Below are 16,316 nucleotides of genomic sequence, written 5' to 3'. Positions count from 1 at the left end.
GCAAAGGTACCCTATGACCCAAACCACGACTGCAAGCAATTCACGCCTGATGTTAACCGTCGGGCTCTGTTTTATGGTGGCCCTGATGGAAGGGCTGGATCTGCAGGCGGCGGGCATTGCCGCCGGCGGCATGGCGCAAGCGTTCGCGCTGGATAAAATGCAGATGGGCTGGATTTTTAGCGCCGGGATCCTCGGCCTGCTGCCCGGCGCGCTGGTGGGCGGCATTCTGGCGGATCGTTATGGGCGCAAGCGTATTCTGCTGGGCTCGGTTCTGCTCTTTGGCCTGTTCTCCATCGCCACCGCTCTGGCGTGGAATTACCCGACGCTGCTGCTGGCCCGGCTGTTGACCGGTGTTGGGCTGGGCGCGGCCCTACCCAATCTGATTGCTTTAACTTCCGAGGCCGCCGGTCCGCGCTTTCGCGGCAGGGCGGTGAGCCTGATGTACTGCGGCGTGCCGATTGGCGCAGCGCTGGCGGCGGCGCTGGGTTTTTTCGGCCTCGCTTCGGCCTGGCAAACGGTATTCTGGGTGGGCGGTGTCGTTCCGCTGCTGCTGGTGCCATTACTGATGCGCTGGCTGCCGGAATCGCCGGTCTTTCGGCGCAGCGTGGAAGGCGTGCCGTTGCGTACGCTGCTCGCGCCGGGTAACGCCGCCGCCACGTTGCTGCTGTGGCTGTGTTATTTCTTCACGCTGCTGGTGGTGTATATGCTGATTAACTGGCTGCCGATGCTGTTAGTCGGTCAGGGTTTCAGCGCCAGCGAGGCGGCGGGCGTGATGTTTGTTCTCCAGTTCGGTGCCGCCAGCGGCACGCTGCTGCTGGGGGCGCTGATGGATAAGCTCAGCCCGCTGTGGATGTCGCTGCTGATTTACACCGGCATGCTGGCGTCGCTGCTGGCGCTGGGCACCGCATCGTCTCTTGGCGCGATGCTATTCTCGGGATTTGTTGCCGGACTGTTCGCCACAGGCGGGCAGAGTGTGCTGTATGCCCTGGCGCCGCTGTTTTATCGCACCGAAATCCGCGCGACCGGCGTAGGGACTGCGGTGGCGATAGGGCGTTTAGGGGCAATGAGCGGCCCGCTGCTGGCGGGAAAAATGCTCGCGCTGGGCACCGGTACCCTCGGCGTGATGGCGGCCTCTGCTCCCGGTATTCTGCTGGCGGGTGCGGCGGTGTTCTGGCTGATGAGCCGACAAAAGCGCGCGGCGCTGGCCTGAGGAATTCCCAGGGAGGGAAATCGTACCTGACCTGGGATCTTTTTATTCATGGTGTCATTGAATGTGTTATGACATCCAACACCGTGAAATTGAGTGTGGCATCAAACGGGCTGAAATAATGGTTTAACAGAATCGGTTAACGTCTTCTGAATAAACGCTATTGCGTTGTTGGCAAATGTGTTAATCGTTTCCAGCGAGTCGGGCTTAGGGAAGGTGCGAACAAGTCCCTGATATGAGATCATGTTTGTCATCTGGAGCCATGGAACAGGGTTCATCATGAGTCATCAACTTACCTTCGCCGACAGTGAATTCAGCAGTAAGCGCCGTCAGACCAGAAAAGAGATTTTCTTGTCCCGTATGGAGCAGATTCTGCCATGGCAAAACATGGTGGAAGTCATCGAGCCGTTTTACCCCAAGGCTGGTAATGGCCGGCGACCTTATCCGCTGGAAACCATGCTACGCATTCACTGCATGCAGCATTGGTACAACCTGAGCGATGGCGCGATGGAAGATGCTCTGTACGAAATCGCCTCCATGCGTCGGTTTGCCCGGTTATCCCTGGATAGCGCCTTGCCTGACCGCACCACCATCATGAATTTCCGCCACCTGCTGGAGCAGCATCAACTGGCCCGCCAATTGTTCAAGACCATCAATCGCTGGCTGGCCGAAGCAGGCGTCATGATGACTCAAGGCACCTTGGTCGATGCCACCATCATTGAGGCACCCAGCTCGACCAAGAACAAAGAGCAGCAACGCGATCCGGAGATGCATCAGACCAAGAAAGGCAATCAGTGGCACTTTGGCATGAAGGCCCACATTGGTGTCGATGCCAAGAGTGGCCTGACCCACAGCCTAGTCACCACCGCGGCCAACGAGCATGACCTCAATCAGCTGGGTAATCTGCTGCATGGAGAGGAGCAATTTGTCTCAGCCGATGCCGGCTACCAAGGGGCGCCACAGCGCGAGGAGCTGGCCGAGGTGGATGTGGACTGGCTGATCGCCGAGCGCCCCGGCAAGGTAAGAACCTTGAAACAGCATCCACGCAAGAACAAAACGGCCATCAACATCGAATACATGAAAGCCAGCATCCGGGCCAAGGTGGAGCACCCATTTCGCATCATCAAGCGACAGTTCGGCTTCGTGAAAGCCAGATACAAGGGGTTGCTGAAAAACGATAACCAACTGGCGATGTTATTCACGCTGGCCAACCTGTTTCGGGCGGACCAAATGATACGTCAGTGGGAGAGATCTCACTAAAAACTGGGGATAACGCCTTAAATGGCGAAGAAACGGTCTAAATAGGCTGATTCAAGGCATTTACGGGAGAAAAAATCGGCTCAAACATGAAGAAATGAAATGACTGAGTCAGCCGAGAAGAATTTCCCCGCTTATTCGCACCTTCCTTAGGGTAACGGTGCGTTAACTGATAGCAGATAAACGGTGGCGGCGGATTCTTGAGAGAATACCAGGCAAGGTTCTGGTTGTTCTGCAATAAACGAATACAGCTCATTGGTACAATACTCCAGTACCCGGGCTTATCGAGATAGTGCTGAAGCATCGACCCGGTGTTAACCCGCAACAATGGTCTCTGATTGGCCCAAAACCGATGGTGCCACATTTCAAAATCACTCCCCCATCTGATGAATATTTCTTTTGCCGGGGATAGCTCCTCTGACGTCATTTCATCATGATAGTTGCTATCTGTATGGCAAAGTAAAAACATCTCCTCACTGTACATGGGCGTTGCGACGACATCCGGAAAGCGTTTGATGCCAAATGCATAGCCGATATCAATGGTTCTACTTTCAAGTAAGCTATACAACTCACTGGAGTGATGGGTTCTGATATCTAACCGGATATCGGGATTTTTTTCGATATATTGTTGGTACAAAGGAACAAATGTGTAGTTGTTAATAATGTCAGCCCCACCGATCGTGAGCGCAGTGTAACTCCTGCTGCTCTTCAGGAGTTGCGTGTCTCGCCAAAGTGAAAGCCAACGATGAGCAACAGGTAGGAATGATTCGCCAAAGGCGGTCAGATAAAGGTTTTTTATCCCTCTTTGGCGGTGGAATAAACGCCCCCCGAGCTCCGTTTCGAGTAGCTGCAGCCGGTGACTGATGGTGCTTTGGCCGAGGTACAACTTCTGCGCGGCGAGTGAAATACTGCGGCATTCTGCCACCGTAAGGAAGGTTTCAACCAGCTCAAGTTTCATTTGGCATTCTTAAATATCAATAATTTTGATATATGATATCTATAAATATCATTTTATACAATATTATTGATTAAATAGAATGCAAATGCAGGCTAATACTTACAGTTAAAAGTATGTAGATAAAAAGAAAATATTTTTTATAACAAGGAATGCTTCAATGAATAAAGCATCATATCTTGCTGTCCCTCTGCTTTTGGTTTTCTCTGTCGCAGATGCTGCGGTTATTTATAACAAAGATGGAAATAAACTGGATCTGTATGGAAAAATATCACCACGCTGGTACTCCAGCGATAATGAAGGTCAGAATGGTGATAAAACCTATGTCCGAATCGGAGTAAAAGCCGAAACCACGATATCTGATGAGCTTGTCGGGTATTCGTGGTGGGAACGGGAATTAAAAGGTAATAACCCAGAGGGCAGTAATCAAGGCGATAAAACTCGATATGCTTTTGCCGGATTAAGGAGTCAACGTTTTGGTTCGTTGGACTATGGGCGAAATCTGGGTGTACTGTATGATATTGGCGCCTGGACTGATATGTTACCTGAGTTTGGTTCCGATACCTGGACTCAGAATGATGTATTTATGGCAAAAAGAACGACAGGGCTATTAACATGGCGAAATACCGATTTCTTTAATTATATCGATGGGCTGAACCTAACGCTGCAATACCAGGGGAAAAATGAAGCCAATCGTGATGAAATTAGAAAACAAAACGGCGATGGTGTTGGGGCTGCACTAACTTATAGCTATGGTGATATTTCTACCGGTTTTACCTATGCGACATCCGCGCGGACGACGGCGCAAAAAGAGAGCAGCGAACCGCTTAATGCTAAAGGCGATAGGGCTGAAGCATGGGGGACTGGGATTAAATATGATAACGGTCATGTTTATGCTGCTATGGTTTACTCTCAAACATACAATATGACGACTTTCGGCAAGTATATTTCAAACGAAACACAAAATATGGAAGCTGTGCTTCAGTATCAGTTTGATAATGGATTCAGACCTTCCATTGCATATTTAAGATCTAAGGCCAATGATATCAGCGGGTACGGTAGTGAAAATATAAATGAATACGTTAGTTTAGGCGCTTTCTATTATTTTACAAAAAACGTTTCTGCCATCGTTGATTACAGGCTCAACCTACTTGATGAAAATGATTTTACGCGTAAAACAGGAATTAACACTGCCGATATTTTGGCTTTGGGATTTACATACGCTTTCTAGTTGCTTGTAGGTTGCTGTGGTTTTTTAACTAATATTTGAAGGTAATTACGTTGACCAAGATTGTAGGTTCTACACCAATAGGCTATAACAATTCATTTCCTGAAGACTTTCTTTGGGGCGGAGCGGTAGCGGCAAATCAGTGCGAAGGTGCATGGCTGTCTGATGGGAAAGGTTTAGATTTGGCCAGTTGTTTTCCAAATGGTATTCATCATCATTTTGTTGGTCATCCACAATCAGATAAATATTATGCCCTTCGCGATGGCATTGATTTTTATAACCGATATAAAGAAGATATACAACTATTCAAAGAACTTGGGTTGAAAATATTCAGAACATCAATAAACTGGACGCGTATCTTTCCACAAGGCGATGAAGCAACGCCGAATGAGGCTGGTCTGAAGTTTTATGATGATTTATTTGATGAGTTGTTAAAAAATGGTATTAAGCCACTCATTACCTTATCGCACTATGAAACCCCAATGGGATTAGTGGAAAAATATGGTAGTTGGCGTAACAGAAAACTTATTGATTTTTATGCGCGTTATTGCGAGGTTGTATTTACACGCTATAAGCATAAAGTTAAGTATTGGATTACATTTAATGAAATAAACAATATGCGACGCAATCCTGATTATGTCGCAGGAATTATTTTTAATCATGAAGAGTTGAATAAACAAGAGGTCGTTTTTCAGGCGAATCACCATATGTTTGTGGCAAACGCTAAAGCTATTAAACTGTGCCGTGAAATCATACCTGATGCCCAGATAGGTTGTATGCTTGGTTCCAGCAATGTATATCCGAATAACTGTGATCCAATCGCCGTACTGGAGACTCAGGAGCTACGCCGTCGTTCGCTATTTTATTCAGATGTTATGCTTCGTGGATATTATCCAGCCTACATCTATCGTCTGTGGAATGAGCATAACTGCAAACTTATAATAACGGATGAAGATTTAGCATTGATTAAAAACTATACCAATGATTTTTTGGCGTTCAGTTACTATAAGACAACAACCCATGAGGCGGGCCAGCCATTTTTTGGCGATACGGGTGGCGATATCGGTACACCAAATCCTTATCTGGAGACGACTGCCTGGGGATGGCAGATAGACTCGGTGGGTTTCCGTTATACGCTTAATGAGTTGTGGGACCGTTATCAGAAACCGCTCTTCCCGGTAGAAAACGGCCTTGGCGCGGTTGATGTGGTTGAGGATGGAAAAATTCATGACGCCTATCGCGTCGATTATCTGCGCCAGCATCTGATGGCGCTTAAAGAAGCGATTCGCGATGGGGTTAATGTGATGGGGTATACCTGGTGGGGGCCCATCGACATCGTCAGCGCAGGCACTGGTGAAATGAAGAAGCGCTATGGTTTTATTTATGTAGATAAGGATAATGAAGGACATGGCACATTACAGCGAATTAAGAAAGATTCTTTCGCTTGGCATCAAAATATAATTATGACGAACGGCGCTGAGCTCTGAGGATTTAACCGATGAACCCTACATTAACTGCCCATGAGATACTAACACTGGCTGGCGGAAGAGTTAATATAACATCCGTTACCCATTGCATGACCAGGCTTCGTTTTGTTATAAATGATAAAGGTCTCGTTGATCTGGAAGGTATAAGAAAAGTTTCAGGTGTCCTGGGCGCAGTGGATGCGTCGGGGCAATTACAGATTATTCTGGGGAAAAATCTTATCCCGGTTTATACTGAAGTGGAGAAATCATTTCATAGTGATGATTCTGCGCAGAAACAAGAAAAAACACATAATGAGAAAACAAAAAATAATCGATTATTTTCAGTGGTTAATAACCTGATTGGTTTTGTCGCAAGTTCAGTGACTCCGGCAGTACCCGGGTTTATTGCTGGTGGGATGACGTTGGTTCTTCTGTTAATTGTGACATTGATTTTTCCACAATTTAAAGACTCGTCGAGCTATACACTGTTAGTGTTTATTTCACAGAGTGCTTTTTATTTTATGCCCGTCTATATTGCTTATGGCGCGGCAATGAAGTTAGGCAGTACGCCTATTTATTCGATGATTGCCTCAGTATCATTAATTCACCCCGGTTTTATTAAGGTTGTGGCACTGGGGAGTCCAGTTACACTTTGGGGGGTGCCAGTATTACTTGATAGCTATGCGAGTTCTTTTTTGCCGGCGCTGATGATTGCATTCACTGCCGCTAAACTTGAATTTGTATTAAATAAAATAGTCCCTGGGATTTTTAAAGCAGTGTTTGTCGGGATGTTTACAGTCATCATTGCGGGAGGGTTGGGGTTTATTATCTTAGGGCCTATTGGTACCTATATAGGTAAATATATCATTGAATTTTTGATGTTTTTACAAGGTACGCTTGGTGGGTTGTCAATAGCTCTTTTGGCAGGTTTTATGCCATTTATTATTATGGCTGGGATTCATCATTTATTTAGCCCGATTATTATTCAAAGTCTTGCGTCGACAGGAAGCGACAGCCTCTTTAAACCTGCATTGATTGTACATAATATGGCTGAGGGTGGAGCCTGCCTTGGCGTTGCTGTACGCACTAAAAATAAGACTTTACGCTCGCAGGCATTCAGCTCCGGAGTTGGCTGTATTTTGGCTGGCGTTACTGAACCCGCAATCTATGGTATAAATTTACGTCTTAAACGACCGCTCTACGGAGTCATGGCCGGTGGTTTTTGCGGAGGGTTGGTTGCTGGTCTATTGGGTGCTAAAGCATTTGTCATGGGATACTCAAACTTATTATCGATACCTATTTTCCAGCAGACTATTTTCGCCATTGTTTCTGGTATATGTACGGCAATAATCGTCTCGTTTGTAGTGACATATATTGTTGGTTTTGATGATGTAGTCGAAGTTTAATAAATAATTTCACCAGAACGCCCATGACGAATCATGGGCGTTGCATAGGGTATAAATAATATGAAAGTTAATATTGTGTATCGTAGACCTATTGTGGCGCAGTCTATTATTGACCAGTTGGAAAAAGAAGATGTTGCAACAGTTCATGAGGCAATGGGGCAGCGGGGGGCAATGTCTGGTACAATTCGCCCGATTAAAGAAGGACTTAAACTGTGTGGGCGAGCTATTACGGTTAAATGCCATCCCGCTGACAACTTGATGCTAATTAAAGCTATCAGTATGGCAACAGAGAATGATGTTATTGTTATCGATATGGGGGATTTGCTCAATTCAGGTCCTTTTGGCGAAGTTCTGGCGGTTGAATGTGTCGTTAAGAATATCGCGGGCCTGGTTTTTTCCTGTACGATAAGAGATAGCGCGGCTATAAAAAAACTCGCGCTGCCGGTTTTTTCCGCGGGTATTTGCGTAGAGGGCACCTCTAAAGCCACTCTCGGGTTTATTAACTATCCAATTACCGTTGGCGGTGTGATTATTAACCCCGGAGATGTCATTGTTGGTGATGACGATGGCGTGGTGGTTATTCCTAGTGATGAGGCTACAGAGGTATTAGCTGCATCGAAAGAAAGACGAGAAAAAGAGGCTCTTGTTATGCAACGAATTCGTGAGGGAGAGTCGGTATTCGATATTTATGGATATCAGCAAGTTTTGGATATGCTGCATTGCCGGGAAGAGCCGGACAGCGAATTCTAGCCGATCCCGGTATGCCGGAGGGACTGGTCATTATTCCGGGCGAACCTGTTCATCATAGCTCGCCGGTCCCTTGCGCATCCACCCACTTTGGCATACGTTAAATCATCATCCATTGATTCTTTCGGGCATCATGTCTTTTACATCCCGCTTATTGAGCGATATCCCCGGCATCCGCTACGCCTTTCTCGATGTTCATGAAACTGCCGCCTTTCCCTACGGCGAAATGGCACCGGTCAAGCTGGTTCACGGCAACGTTGTACATCACTATCAGGCGCCGCAGGCGGAGCGACCCCATGCCGACGCGATGTTTACCGCCGTCAAAGGGCAGAAGATGGGGGTGGTGACCGCCGATTGCCTGCCGCTGCTGATGGCTTCGCGAGACGGGCGCTATATCTGTAGCGTCCACGCAGGTTGGCGCGGCGCGGCCAGCGGGATCATCGAAAATAGCCTCGCGTTGTTTCGGCGTTATCAGGTTTCTCCCGAAGAGCTGGTGGTGGTGAGCGGGCCGCATATTCATCCCTGCTGCTACGAAGTTTCGTCAGATTTTTATCAGGCGCTGCTGGCAATGCCTGCGGGCGAACTGGCAAAACGCCATCATGAACGTATTTTTCAGCCTCATCAGGCCTCGTCTGAGGGGGCTCGGGCGAAAGCGACCAGCAGCGATAATTTATGGTTTGACCTACGGGCTTTTGCCGAACTGCTGCTGAGCAATGCGGGCGTGCCTGATGAAAATATGGAGTGGCTGGGAAGCTGCACTTACTGTACGCCGCAGTCGTTGGGGTCGTTTCGCCGCCGCACCCATACGCCGGCAGAGAAGTCGTTCCAGTATTCCTGGATCATGCGCGAGCCGGGCGATGATGAGTTGATGAGACGAAATGATGATTGATGATGTGTAACATCGGCGGGCGTTTGCTATCTCTGCACTCCTTCAAACAAGGAGGATTGCAAAATGAAATTGAACTCGTTCGCTTTAAGTCTCGCCCCGCTGCTGGCCGCCAGCGCTTTTTCCGCTCATGCCGGCCCACAGGCTCACGTGGTCTGTGCGTATCACCATACGCTCGGCGATGACGCCATTATGATGTTCGGTAAGCCGAACCAGGCCATGTGGCATGACTTTTTCGGCAACACCCATACCGATGCGGTGTCTACTTACCAGACGCTGCGCGACCAGCCGGAAACCACCTGCGATAACAAAGCCGACAGCTCTGCCTACTGGGCACCGTCGATGAAGCTACCGGATGGCCAAATCGTCACCCCGGCCTACCAGAAAACCTATTACCAGACCACCAAAGTGGAACAACATCCGCTGCATCCGTTCCCGGCGGGCCTCGAACTGCTGGCGGGCGATCATCATGGTTCGGCACCCAGTTCGCGCATCACTTTTCTGTGCGCTAACGGCAAAGGCTACAGCAACAAAGCCGGAGAGGTTTGCGGGCTGCGTAAGGGCGGCGATGCGGTACAGTTTAATATCGGTATTCAGTTCCCTAACTGCTGGGATGGCGTCAACCTGAAACCAACCCATGGGCACAGCAATGCGGCGTACGATGTAAATGGCGCCTGTCCGACCGCTTATCCGGTCAAAATGCCGACGGTGAATATGAACATTGCCTACGTCTTGCCGCAGATCAAATCCCTCGACACGGCGAAAGTTGAACTGTCGATGGACCCGGTAATGAACGGTGATGTACGTGAAGAACATTGGGGCAGCATTTACTCCGCCCATGCTGATTTTATGAACGGCTGGACGGTGGAAGGGGCGCACTATATGACCGAGCGCTGCATGAATAAGGGGATCGATTGCGGGAGCGCGGTACCTTATGGTTTCACGACGGTGGAAGAGAACGCGCTGGTAGACAGCACTGAACCGACCGCTACGCATGCTGCGCCAGAAAATCTGGTGGTGAGCGATAACTGGAAGAACGGTGGTCGCACGCATAATCCGGAAACCATGACGCTGGTGAAATTCCAGATCCCGCCGCTGCCGCAGGGTCAGGACGCCTCACTGTTTAAATATCAGGTGCGGATTTACGGCGGTAAAGTGGAAACCAACGGTGCGGATCAGATCTTCTTCTATCCGGCGAGCAACGACTGGAGCGCAGATAGCGTGACCTGGAACCATCGTCCGTCCTGCAACTACAGCTCTGATGCCTCGTTATATCTCAATTCATCGCGAGAATACCGGATGGTGAACGTTGATAAAGCGGTGCGTAAGGCGCTGGCGGAAGGAAAAACCGAGATCTCCTGGTATATTGGCGGCGACCGTCAGGGCAACAGCTACCATTTCGACCCGGCTTTCGCGCAGCAGGAGCCAATGCTGATGCTGACCGGTTTTAAAACCACGCCGGAGATCTGATAACGAGCGAGCACCGAGGCATTCCCGGGGGCGGCGCGGAAAAGAAGCGCCTTGCCCGGGCTACGGACTCGTGCGGTTTTGTAGCCCGGACAGGTGCGCAGCACCGCCTCCGGGGAAGTGTTTATTCGCGACTTACAATACCTTAAACCCGTGCGTGCCATCGCGTGCCAGCTGTTCAACCAGGCCGAACTCCCAGTCGAGGTAGGACTGCATTGCCGCAGGGGAGTTATCGGTTCCTTCATACGGGCGGCGATAGCGATCGCTACGCGGCGTCGCCAGATGCGTCTCACCATGCTCCAGCTCGAGCCCGGCGCTAATCCATGCCAGCGTTCCGCCGCTCAATAGCTGTACCGGTTTACCGGTTAATGCCGCCACTTCCGGCACCGCGTATCTTGCCAGCAGGCTGCTGCCGCAGGTGACAACGTAACGTTCAGCTGAGGGGATTGTCTCCAGCGCCTGGCGCAGCTGTGAACGCACCAGCCAGTACGCGCTGGGAATATGTCGGGCGACATAGTTGGCGCTGGTGGTAAAATCCAGCACCACGGTACCTGGCTCCCGTAGCTGTTCCGCCAGCTGCTGCGGCGAAATCTCCTCCACCTGCGGTCCCGGAGGGACGCTGATGGCTGGGGTTCCGCGCTCGTTAAAATCATCCCGCCGCACATCGTTTAATACTGCAACCTCCCAGCCCATCTGCGCCAGCCAGGAGGCGGTTATCGGTGCGCGAATCTCATCATCGGCAATGAGTACAATCCGCGCCCCGCGCACGCTGGCGAAATGATCGGTTTCCTGCACCAGTTGCCCGCCGGGAGCACTCACGCTCTGCGGCAGATGGCCCGCCGCGTACTCTTCCGGGCTGCGTACATCGAATAGATACGTGGTACGTTCGGGCTGCCGCTGCCAGCGCTTAACGGTGTCACTATCGATAAAAATCACACCCGCGCGCTCGGCTAGCTGTTTCACCTGCGCCACGCGTTCGGCTGAGGCGTGAAAATCTGTATCGTAGCGCCGCTGCTGACCGTGTTCGAGTTCAAGCCCGGCTAAGGTCCAGCCGATGGTGCCGTTACGCAGCGCGTAGACCGGATTGGGCAAACCGGCGTTACGTAACGACTGCGTACCGATAATGCTCCGGGTGCGTCCCGCGCAGTTGACGATAACCGTGGTCTGCGGCGAAGGGAGCAGCCCCTCAATACGCCGCGCCAGCTCTGCGCCGGGCACGCTGATGCTGCCGGGAATATTCATAGTTTGATACTCATCGAAGCGGCGCGCGTCGACGATAACCACCTCCTGCTGACCGTTGATTAGGTCTTTCACTTCTTCGGCGCTCAGCGAGGGCGTATGCCGCTTGCTTTCCACCAGTTCGCCGAAGGCTTTGCTCGGTGAATTGACATCCTGAAACAGCTCTCCGCCGCTGCGCTGCCAGCCCTGTAGACCGCCCTCCAGCAGGCTAACATCCTGATATCCCCAGCTATGCAGACGCTCAACGGCCAGTTCCGCCAGGCCTTCGCCGTTGTCATACACGATAATCGGCGTCGTCAGGCGCGGTACGCGACGGAAAATGTCCAGCTCCAGCTTGCTCAGCGGCAGGTTAGCGGCAAACAGCGGATGATTGCGGGCGAACTCCGCCTCTTCGCGAAGGTCGATCAGCGCCAGCTCCGCGCCGTCAAGCAGCGCCTGGCGCAACTGTGCCGCCGGGCGATAAGAGTAATCAGGCATATTAATTATCCTTAGAGAGATCCCAGATATTGGGTAAGTGGCGATTGGAGTAGCCGGAAACAAACGGTTTAACGAGGCCTTCCTCGGTATAAACTGCGCGCCTGACGCCGCCGATATTGCCGCCGTAGACGTGAATGCTGATAGAGACACTGTCCGTCAGCGCATTGCTTACCCGGTGAATGTCGCCGTCGCGGGAAGAGACCTTTTCCACCTCGCCGGGTGAGAGGCGCTCGGCAAGGCCGCTGGCCACCGGCTGACCGTGCAGGTCCAGGCGGTAGCGCTGATTCTCCTCCGCGCCGCGCAGCATACCGATGGCTCCCCACACCCGGTGATCGTGAATCGGCGTCGATTGCCCCGGCCCCCAGACGAAACTCACAATGGAAAAACGCTGCCCGGAGTCGGCGTGCAGCAGATACTGCTGATAGTGGTGGGGATGCGGCAGCGTGTACTCTTCCGGCAGCCAGTCATCTTTTTTCACCAGCTTCGCCAGACGACGGGCTACGGCATCCAGCAGGGCGGGTTCATCGGTAAAATCGCGATGCAGGGCATCAACGTCTTGAATAAACTGGCGTAATTTTTCCACTCGCGGTGCGGTCATGGTCGCTTCCTGTTGTCGGGACTGGTCTTTACGCTAGCAAAGGCGTTAATATAATTAAAATGCAATTTCCGCATATATTAATATGCAAAATTAACATTAAGGACGCTATGCGCATCGACGACATTGACGCTCTGCTGGCCACCGTGCAGTTTTCCTCCCTGAATCAGGCCGCAGAATATCTTGGTATTACCCAATCGGCGATTACCCGCCGCCTCCAGCGTCTGGAGCAAACCCTGAACGTGACGCTGCTGGAGCGCCAGACCCGACCGCTTACCCTGACCGCCGCCGGGCACCGGGTTTACGAGCAATGTCTGAGCATCAAGCGGGAAACTAAAAAACTGTATGGCCTGCTCGACCCTGAGGCTGAGCCGCACGGCATCCTGCGTCTCGGGGTGCCGCAAAGCGTGGCGGAAATTGCGCTGCAACCGGCGCTGGCCGCGCTGCGCCAGCAGTTTCCCGCCCTGCAACCACAGGTCACCTGCGGCTGGAGCGGGCTGTTGCAAAGGCGGCTGGAGAGCGTCGAACTGGATGGGGTGCTGGCGATGGGGCCTGAGCAACTGAGCTTTGCTGAGGGCTACAGCGGGCGGCTGCTTTGCCCGCTGGATATCGTGGTGATTGCGGCGAAAAGCTGGCGTTTGCACGCCGGAGCGCTGCGGGACTGCGCGGAGAAAGGCTGGGTGCTGAATCCCGACGGCTGCGGCCTGCGGGCGGGGCTGATCCGTGAGCTGCAATCGCAAGGGCTACGTTTAGCGCTGAATGTGGAAACCGCCGGTGCCCAGTTACAAATAAGCCTGGTGGCTCAGGGGTTGGGACTGGGCCTGGTGCCACGCGCCGCGCTGGCCGCCAGCCCGTGGCGCGATGAAGTGACGGTGCTGACGCTTGAGGATTTTCAGCCCGAGGTACATCTGTGGTTGGTTAATGCGCAAAATCTGGCTAACCTGAGCCAGCCGCTGACTTTTTTTGCCGCTAAGGTCGTTCAGCAACTTAATGTATCTGCATGAAAGATATATATAATTTTTTAAATGCTTATATCGCATATTAAGATATGATAAAAATGCATTTTGTTCATTAAGAGCCTGTGTATAGGGTAATGAAAACGCGCCGCCGCTGCGGCCCATTCGTTATCCTGATACAAGGAGTTCTGTATGAGCATTCAGTTTCTCGGCATGATCGGTCATCGCCTGTCGTCGGAAACCATCGCCCCGGTTGGCCCGATTTTTGACCGCGATTACATCGTGCGCTTTGCGCAAACCCACGAGGCTGCCGGGTTCGACCGCCTGCTGGTGGGCCACTGGTCCGATCAACCTGATGGATTTCTGGTGACCGCGCTGGCCGGGCTGTCGACGCAAAACATCAGCTTCCTGCTGGCGCATCGCCCTGGTTTTGTCTCGCCAACTCTTGCGGCGCGTAAATTCGCTACCCTTGAACACCTGCTGGGTGGACGCCTGGCGGTGCATATCATCAGCGGCGGTAATGATGCCGAGCAGCGCCGCGACGGTGACTATCTCGATCATGACCAGCGCTATGCCCGTACCGATGCCTTCCTCGACACCCTCCGCAAGGTCTGGACCGCCGAACAACCGGTGGATATCGCCAACGATTTTTATCAGGCGGAACAGGCCTGGTCGGCGATCCGCCCGCTGCAAAAGCCGCATATTCCCTTGTATTTCGGCGGCTCGTCGGAAGCGGCTATTGCCGTGGCCGGAAAGCACGCCAACGTTTTCGCCCTGTGGGGAGAGTCGCTGGCGCAAACCGATGAAACCATCCGGCGCGTGCGGGCCGAGGCGGCGAAACATCAGCGTGAGATCGACTTCAGCGTCTCTTTCCGCCCGATTATCGCCGACACCGAAGCCGAAGCCTGGGAAAAGGCCGAGCATATTCTGCACGTCGCCACTGAACGCGCGGCGCAGACTGAAGGCGGTTTCAAAGCCAAGCCCGATAGCGTCGGCGCGCAGCGCCTGCGGGCGACAGCGGCGCAGGGCAAGGTGGTGGATAAGCGCCTGTGGACCGGGATCGCCCAACTGGTCGGCGGCGGTCACAACTCCACCGCGCTGGTGGGCACGCCAGAACAGGTTGCCGACGCGCTGCTCGACTACTACGACCTTGGCGTGCGCAATTTCCTGATCCGCGGATTCGATCCGCTCAACGATGCGCAGGAGTACGGGAAAGCGCTGCTGCCGATAACCCGTGAAAAAGCCGCCTTGCGCTCCGTGGCGGAGCGCGCATCGTGACCGATTCCGCATTCGATGATTGGTCGCGGCGGCTGACGGAGATCCGCCAGCTAATGGCAGAGCAGGCGGCCAGCCTCGACGCCAGCGGTGAATTTCCTCATCACAATATCGAACGTTTGCGCCAGCGCGGCTTTTTAAGCCTTGCCGTGCCGCGACAATATGGCGGGGTGGGAGCCGATTTAGCGCGTCTTCAGCAGGCTATCGCCGCGATTGCCTGGGGTGAACCGGCGACGGCGCTGATCGTCTGTATGCAATACCTGCATCACCTGCGGCTGGCGGAAAATGAAAACTGGGCCGAGCCGCTGCGCCAGCAGGTTTTTCAGGATGCCGTTGAGCGGGGCGGATTGATTAATAGCCTGCGCGTGGAGCCGGAGCTGGGATCTCCGGCACGCGGCGGCCTGCCGAAAACCGTGGCGAGCCGCAGCGCGGAGGGCTGGCGAATTAGCGGCCACAAAATCTATACCACCGGCATCGAAGGCCTGAGCTGGCTGGCACTCTGGGGTCGCAGTGACGACAGTACGCCGCTGGTTGGTACCTGGCTGGTACCTCGCGATAGTGACGGCATCACCGTGGTGAAAAGCTGGGATCACGCCGGAATGCGGGCTACCGGCAGTCATGAAGTCATTCTGAAAAATGTGCTGGTGTCCGCAGAGAATGCGGTGGACGTATGGTCTGTCGATGCGCCGCCCGCGCCGGATGCCGAGCAGTTTCGCCTGTTTGCCAACCGCCACACGGCGCTGCTGACGGCGATTTACGACAGCGTCGCCCGCGCCGCTCGCGACTGGCTGGTGGCGTGGCTCCACACACGAATCCCCGGAAACCTCGGGCAGCCGCTTTCCAGCCTGCCGCGAGTGCAGGAAAAGGTCGGGCAGATTGACGGCTTATTGCTGGTGAATCGCAACCTGCTGGAGAAGGCCGCGGAGCTGGGCTTTTCCGCCATCGAGGCGAATCTGGCAAAAGTCACCATTACCGACAACGCCATTCAGGCGGTGAATCTGGCGCTGGAGCTGACCGGCAATCATGGTCTGAGTCGGCAAAACCCTCTGGAACGCCACTATCGCAACGTGCTGTGCGGGCGGGTACATACCCCGCAGAGCGACAGCGCGTGGCTGGCGGCAGGCAAATACGCTTTTCAAAAATAAGGATAATTCA

13 protein-coding genes and 1 pseudogene are annotated in these 16,316 nt (G+C 52.8%); 11 read left to right on the top strand and 3 right to left on the bottom strand.

Annotated elements, in window-relative coordinates; translation table 11 throughout:
• The first annotated feature begins 13 nt into the window (after nucleotides 1-13).
• Entirely contained in the window at nucleotides 14-1,210 is a 1,197-nt protein-coding gene (gene mhpT / locus HV127_RS24170) for a 3-(3-hydroxy-phenyl)propionate transporter MhpT (RefSeq protein WP_182239342.1), read from the top strand.
• 276 nt (nucleotides 1,211-1,486) lie between these two features.
• Complete coding sequence (locus tag HV127_RS24165) at nucleotides 1,487-2,467, top strand: IS5-like element IS5 family transposase (RefSeq protein WP_042934497.1); 981 nt, start codon at nucleotides 1,487-1,489, stop codon at nucleotides 2,465-2,467.
• Between the two features lie 37 nt (nucleotides 2,468-2,504).
• On the opposite strand, the gene HV127_RS24160 is transcribed toward HV127_RS24165, so the two are convergent.
• The gene (locus tag HV127_RS24160) at nucleotides 2,505-3,422 is read right to left on the bottom strand and encodes a LysR family transcriptional regulator (RefSeq protein ID WP_182239340.1); all 918 of its coding nucleotides are present in this window, start codon (nucleotides 3,420-3,422) and stop codon (nucleotides 2,505-2,507) included.
• Nucleotides 3,423-3,579: 157 nt separating this feature from the next.
• Between HV127_RS24160 and HV127_RS24155 the strand changes: the two genes are divergently transcribed.
• From HV127_RS24155 to HV127_RS24130, 6 genes are all read left to right on the top strand, one after another.
• A complete protein-coding gene (locus tag HV127_RS24155; RefSeq protein ID WP_182239338.1) occupies nucleotides 3,580-4,650 on the top strand; it encodes a porin in 1,071 nt (356 codons plus the stop codon).
• 50 nt (nucleotides 4,651-4,700) lie between these two features.
• Entirely contained in the window at nucleotides 4,701-6,134 is a 1,434-nt protein-coding gene (locus HV127_RS24150) for a glycoside hydrolase family 1 protein (RefSeq protein WP_275944525.1), read from the top strand.
• 11 nt (nucleotides 6,135-6,145) lie between these two features.
• Nucleotides 6,146-7,519, top strand: a complete 1,374-nt coding sequence (locus HV127_RS24145; protein WP_182239336.1) for a PTS transporter subunit EIIC — start codon at nucleotides 6,146-6,148, stop codon at nucleotides 7,517-7,519.
• 60 nt (nucleotides 7,520-7,579) lie between these two features.
• The gene (locus HV127_RS24140; protein ID WP_182239334.1) at nucleotides 7,580-8,269 is read left to right on the top strand and encodes a 4-carboxy-4-hydroxy-2-oxoadipate aldolase/oxaloacetate decarboxylase; all 690 of its coding nucleotides are present in this window, start codon (nucleotides 7,580-7,582) and stop codon (nucleotides 8,267-8,269) included.
• A gap of 130 nt (nucleotides 8,270-8,399) precedes the next feature.
• Nucleotides 8,400-9,155: a polyphenol oxidase family protein gene (locus HV127_RS24135; protein ID WP_182239332.1), complete on the top strand. Its 756-nt coding sequence runs from the start codon at nucleotides 8,400-8,402 to the stop codon at nucleotides 9,153-9,155.
• A gap of 63 nt (nucleotides 9,156-9,218) precedes the next feature.
• Nucleotides 9,219-10,622 carry a DUF1996 domain-containing protein gene (locus HV127_RS24130; protein ID WP_182239330.1) on the top strand — a complete coding sequence of 468 codons (1,404 nt, stop codon included), beginning with the start codon at nucleotides 9,219-9,221 and terminating at the stop codon, nucleotides 10,620-10,622.
• A 132-nt stretch (nucleotides 10,623-10,754) separates the two neighbouring features.
• Here HV127_RS24130 and HV127_RS24125 read toward each other — a convergent pair whose 3' ends face one another.
• Together HV127_RS24125 and HV127_RS24120 are read right to left on the bottom strand one after the other, a co-directional pair.
• A complete protein-coding gene (locus HV127_RS24125; RefSeq protein WP_182239328.1) occupies nucleotides 10,755-12,335 on the bottom strand; it encodes a rhodanese homology domain-containing protein in 1,581 nt (526 codons plus the stop codon).
• Between the two features lies 1 nt (nucleotide 12,336).
• Nucleotides 12,337-12,933 carry a cysteine dioxygenase gene (locus HV127_RS24120; RefSeq protein WP_182239326.1) on the bottom strand — a complete coding sequence of 199 codons (597 nt, stop codon included), beginning with the start codon at nucleotides 12,931-12,933 and terminating at the stop codon, nucleotides 12,337-12,339.
• A 107-nt stretch (nucleotides 12,934-13,040) separates the two neighbouring features.
• Between HV127_RS24120 and HV127_RS24115 the strand changes: the two genes are divergently transcribed.
• The 3 genes and pseudogenes from HV127_RS24115 to HV127_RS24105 all read left to right on the top strand — a co-directional run bounded on the left by HV127_RS24115 (nucleotide 13,041) and on the right by HV127_RS24105 (nucleotide 16,306).
• The gene (locus HV127_RS24115; protein WP_182239324.1) at nucleotides 13,041-13,934 is read left to right on the top strand and encodes a LysR family transcriptional regulator; all 894 of its coding nucleotides are present in this window, start codon (nucleotides 13,041-13,043) and stop codon (nucleotides 13,932-13,934) included.
• A 144-nt stretch (nucleotides 13,935-14,078) separates the two neighbouring features.
• Nucleotides 14,079-15,183: pseudogene (locus HV127_RS24110) on the top strand (LLM class flavin-dependent oxidoreductase).
• Nucleotides 15,184-15,217: 34 nt separating this feature from the next.
• On the top strand, nucleotides 15,218-16,306 hold the full coding sequence (locus tag HV127_RS24105) for an acyl-CoA dehydrogenase family protein (RefSeq protein WP_182240806.1): 1,089 nt from the start codon (nucleotides 15,218-15,220) through the stop codon (nucleotides 16,304-16,306).
• Nucleotides 16,307-16,316 lie beyond the last annotated feature (10 nt).

It is taken from the genome of Klebsiella sp. RHBSTW-00215 (assembly GCF_014103785.1).
Lineage (GTDB): Bacteria > Pseudomonadota > Gammaproteobacteria > Enterobacterales > Enterobacteriaceae > Klebsiella.
Note: the sequence above shows the minus strand (reverse complement) of the source record. Positions and strands in the feature narration are given on the sequence as shown.

Bases quoted from the DNA above. Each gene is read 5' to 3' on its own strand.
- mhpT (WP_182239342.1), top strand. From the start codon at position 14: ATGACCCAAACCACGACTGCAAGCAATTCACGCCTGATGTTAACCGTC.
- HV127_RS24165 (WP_042934497.1), top strand. From the start codon at position 1,487: ATGAGTCATCAACTTACCTTCGCCGACAGTGAATTCAGCAGTAAGCGC.
- HV127_RS24160 (WP_182239340.1), bottom strand. From the start codon at position 3,422: ATGAAACTTGAGCTGGTTGAAACCTTCCTTACGGTGGCAGAATGCCGC.
- HV127_RS24155 (WP_182239338.1), top strand. From the start codon at position 3,580: ATGAATAAAGCATCATATCTTGCTGTCCCTCTGCTTTTGGTTTTCTCT.
- HV127_RS24145 (WP_182239336.1), top strand. From the start codon at position 6,146: ATGAACCCTACATTAACTGCCCATGAGATACTAACACTGGCTGGCGGA.
- HV127_RS24140 (WP_182239334.1), top strand. From the start codon at position 7,580: ATGAAAGTTAATATTGTGTATCGTAGACCTATTGTGGCGCAGTCTATT.
- HV127_RS24135 (WP_182239332.1), top strand. From the start codon at position 8,400: ATGTCTTTTACATCCCGCTTATTGAGCGATATCCCCGGCATCCGCTAC.
- HV127_RS24130 (WP_182239330.1), top strand. From the start codon at position 9,219: ATGAAATTGAACTCGTTCGCTTTAAGTCTCGCCCCGCTGCTGGCCGCC.
- HV127_RS24125 (WP_182239328.1), bottom strand. From the start codon at position 12,335: ATGCCTGATTACTCTTATCGCCCGGCGGCACAGTTGCGCCAGGCGCTG.
- HV127_RS24120 (WP_182239326.1), bottom strand. From the start codon at position 12,933: ATGACCGCACCGCGAGTGGAAAAATTACGCCAGTTTATTCAAGACGTT.
- HV127_RS24115 (WP_182239324.1), top strand. From the start codon at position 13,041: ATGCGCATCGACGACATTGACGCTCTGCTGGCCACCGTGCAGTTTTCC.
- HV127_RS24105 (WP_182240806.1), top strand. From the start codon at position 15,218: ATGGCAGAGCAGGCGGCCAGCCTCGACGCCAGCGGTGAATTTCCTCAT.